Source organism: Vibrio nigripulchritudo ATCC 27043 (assembly GCF_000222685.1).
Lineage (GTDB): Bacteria > Pseudomonadota > Gammaproteobacteria > Enterobacterales > Vibrionaceae > Vibrio > Vibrio nigripulchritudo.
The window spans coordinates 1-2,795 of sequence record NZ_AFWJ01000177.1 but is presented as its reverse complement, the minus strand read 5'-3'; the positions used below and the strand labels follow the sequence as shown (position 1 = coordinate 2,795).

Genomic DNA, 2,795 nt, shown 5'->3' with positions numbered 1-2,795 from the left:
AATACCATCAGCAATCATATCGGCTTGGGCTGGGGGTGGACCCATGTTGTATTCCACTTTGACTTTCACTCGCCCGTCGGTGGCATCGCTTACCCACTGCCCCCACGTTGGCCACACGATCTTGTTAATCCCGTGATTCGGGGATGCCCAAGAACTAATAAGAAGGGTTTTATCCGCAGCAATTGAAGGGAATGATGCACTTACACACACCGTGGTCAGAGCGCCCACAGCCCAGTTTAACTTCCTCATGTCGAACTCCATTTGGTTTCATTTGTAATTTTATTTATAGGTGTTGGTGTTTCCATTTCTCCGAACCAAACCTTCGTTCAATTCGTAACCAACGTTAAAAATACAACCACACGAAAGTATCAAATGCAACAGAAAAGTAACTAATATGATAAATTTTTGTTGATTTAACGGTTAAATGATGGCTAACATACATACAAATTAGTTACATTTGAAACTATAATTCGATTATCAATCTTATAAATTGGTTGTCGAAAACCAAGGAGAAGGTTATGCGTAAATGGTTTTCTTTCCCTTTAAAAGAAGGGGAAGCGTCGGTACAGGCTCACTGTGATTTACCAGAGAATGCGTTTGAACGAGAAGTGGGAAAAGAAGGCTTTTTTGGTCCGGCTACTCACATGTATCACGAACACGCCCCAACCGGGTGGACAGAATGGGAAGGCGACTTGCGCCCTCATGCGTTTGATACCAACAAGGTTGAAGTTGATGAAAGCTGCCCGCTTTCTGCGCCTAACCTGCTGGAAAATGCCAATGTTCGTGTCCGGATCTGGAAGACCAGTGAAAGCATGAAACATCTGGTAAGAAATGGTGATGGCGATGACTGCCTGTTTATCCACCAAGGGGAAGGTTCACTGTTTTGCGATTACGGGCATATCCGTTTTAGTGAAGGGGATTATCTGGTGATCCCGAGATCTACATCATGGCGCATAGAAACCGAAGATCAGGTCGTGATGCTAATGATAGAAGCCACCAACAGCTCTTATATGAGTGCGGATCGCGGTATGGTGGGCGATCATGCCATCTTCGACCCAGCGGTATTGGTTCACCCTAAAATCGATGATGCATTCAATCGCCAGAAAAGCAGCAATGAAAGCTGGAAAGTGCACATCAAAAGCCGCAACAAACTGAACCGTGTGACTTACCCGTTTAACCCACTCGACGCCGTTGGCTGGAAAGGCAACCTAACCGTGTTTCGTCTGAACTGGCGCGACATTCGCCCGTTGATGAGCCACCGCTACCATTTGCCACCTTCCGCCCATACTACATTTGTGGCAGACGGTTTTGTTATCTGTACCTTTGTCCCTCGCCCGATTGAGACCGATCCGGGTGCGCTTAAAGTGCCGTTCTATCACAACAACGACGACTATGATGAAGTGCTTTTCTATCACAAAGGTGACTTCTTCAGCCGAGACAATATTGATGCTGGCATGATCACGCTCCACCCCTGCGGTTTTCCACATGGTCCGCACCCTAAGGCATTAGCCGCAAGCCAGAGCAACCCTAAAAAGGAAACCGATGAAGTGGCAGTCATGATAGATACCCGGATCCCACTGGATATGACAGACACTGCCAAGTCGGTAGAAAACCCGGATTACGTTTATTCCTGGCGCACCCCCGCCAAGTAATGACTATATGCCCAAGTGAGCTCAAGGTGCTTGGTTCAGCGAGAATTAACTGGTTTTCAGGCAAGGCATCGATTTGAAGATCTAGTGGCTCTAAATCAAGAATCGGTAACGCAGTATGAAAGCCAGTTAATCTCGCCCTTGGGAGCCCATATTCTGTCCCATTTCTTCGTCAAAGAACTTGGAAAGGACGGGTCATTCCACTGCGTCCTTTTCCTTGAACTGGAAAAGAATATGAGGCTCTGAATCCTGCACCTTGAGGTCACTTGGGTATAACCTATAACAACATCATAAAATTGAGGAGAACACTGGATGAAACTCGCATCACTCAAGCACGGAAGAGACGGGAAACTGGTCGTTGTATCTCGCGACCTGACGCATGCTGCGCTGGCAACAGATATTACGCCCACCCTTCAATCTGCTTTGGACAACTGGACAGAAATTTCGCCTAAGCTGGAAGCTCGCTATCAGGCACTGAACGCAGGCGAAGTTCCAGAAGCCTTTCAGTTCAACGAGCAAGATTGCGCTTCTCCACTCCCCCGTGCCTTTCAGTGGGCTGATGGCAGTGCATATGTCAATCATGTTGAGCTGGTTCGCAAGGCAAGGGGCGCAACCATGCCAGAAAGCTTCTGGACCGATCCTTTGATGTATCAGGGGATGTCCGATGGCTTTCTCGGTCCCCGTGAAACAATTCAACTCGCTGATGATAAATGGGGCTGTGACTTTGAAGGCGAAATTGCGGTCATCACCAACGATGTACCAATGAGCACACAACCTGAAAACGCAGAAAAACACATCAAGCTACTCATGCTGGTTAACGATGTGTCGCTGCGCAACCTGATTCCGGGCGAACTCGCCAAAGGATTTGGCTTCTTCCAGTCAAAACCCGCATCGGCATTTTCGCCCGTCGCCATTACACCTGATGAACTGAATGACGCATGGAGCGAAGGTAAGGTACATCTCCCACTTCATGTTCACCTTAACGGCGAAAAATTCGGTTCACCAGAAGCAGGGGTAGATATGACATTCAACTTCCACCAGCTTGTTGCTCACGTTGCAAAAAGCCGACACCTTGCTGCGGGCACCATCATTGGTTCTGGCACCGTTTCCAACATTGATCGCAGCAAAGGATCATGCTGCTTGGCA

Annotated in this window: 2 protein-coding genes and 1 pseudogene; 2 read left to right on the top strand and 1 reads right to left on the bottom strand. The window is 47.9% G+C overall.

Going from position 1 to position 2,795, the window contains the following annotated elements; all coding sequences use genetic code 11:
• Nucleotides 1–249: pseudogene (locus RH89_RS14275) on the bottom strand (TRAP transporter substrate-binding protein); the annotation flags it as partial.
• 269 nt (nucleotides 250–518) lie between these two features.
• On the opposite strand from RH89_RS14275, the gene RH89_RS14270 reads away from it, so the two are divergent.
• Nucleotides 519–1,652 carry a homogentisate 1,2-dioxygenase gene (locus RH89_RS14270; protein ID WP_004403229.1) on the top strand — a complete coding sequence of 378 codons (1,134 nt, stop codon included), beginning with the start codon at nucleotides 519–521 and terminating at the stop codon, nucleotides 1,650–1,652.
• 309 nt (nucleotides 1,653–1,961) lie between these two features.
• Nucleotides 1,962–2,795: fumarylacetoacetate hydrolase family protein (locus RH89_RS14265; RefSeq protein ID WP_004403227.1), on the top strand; the 834-nt coding region annotated here is incomplete at its 3' end.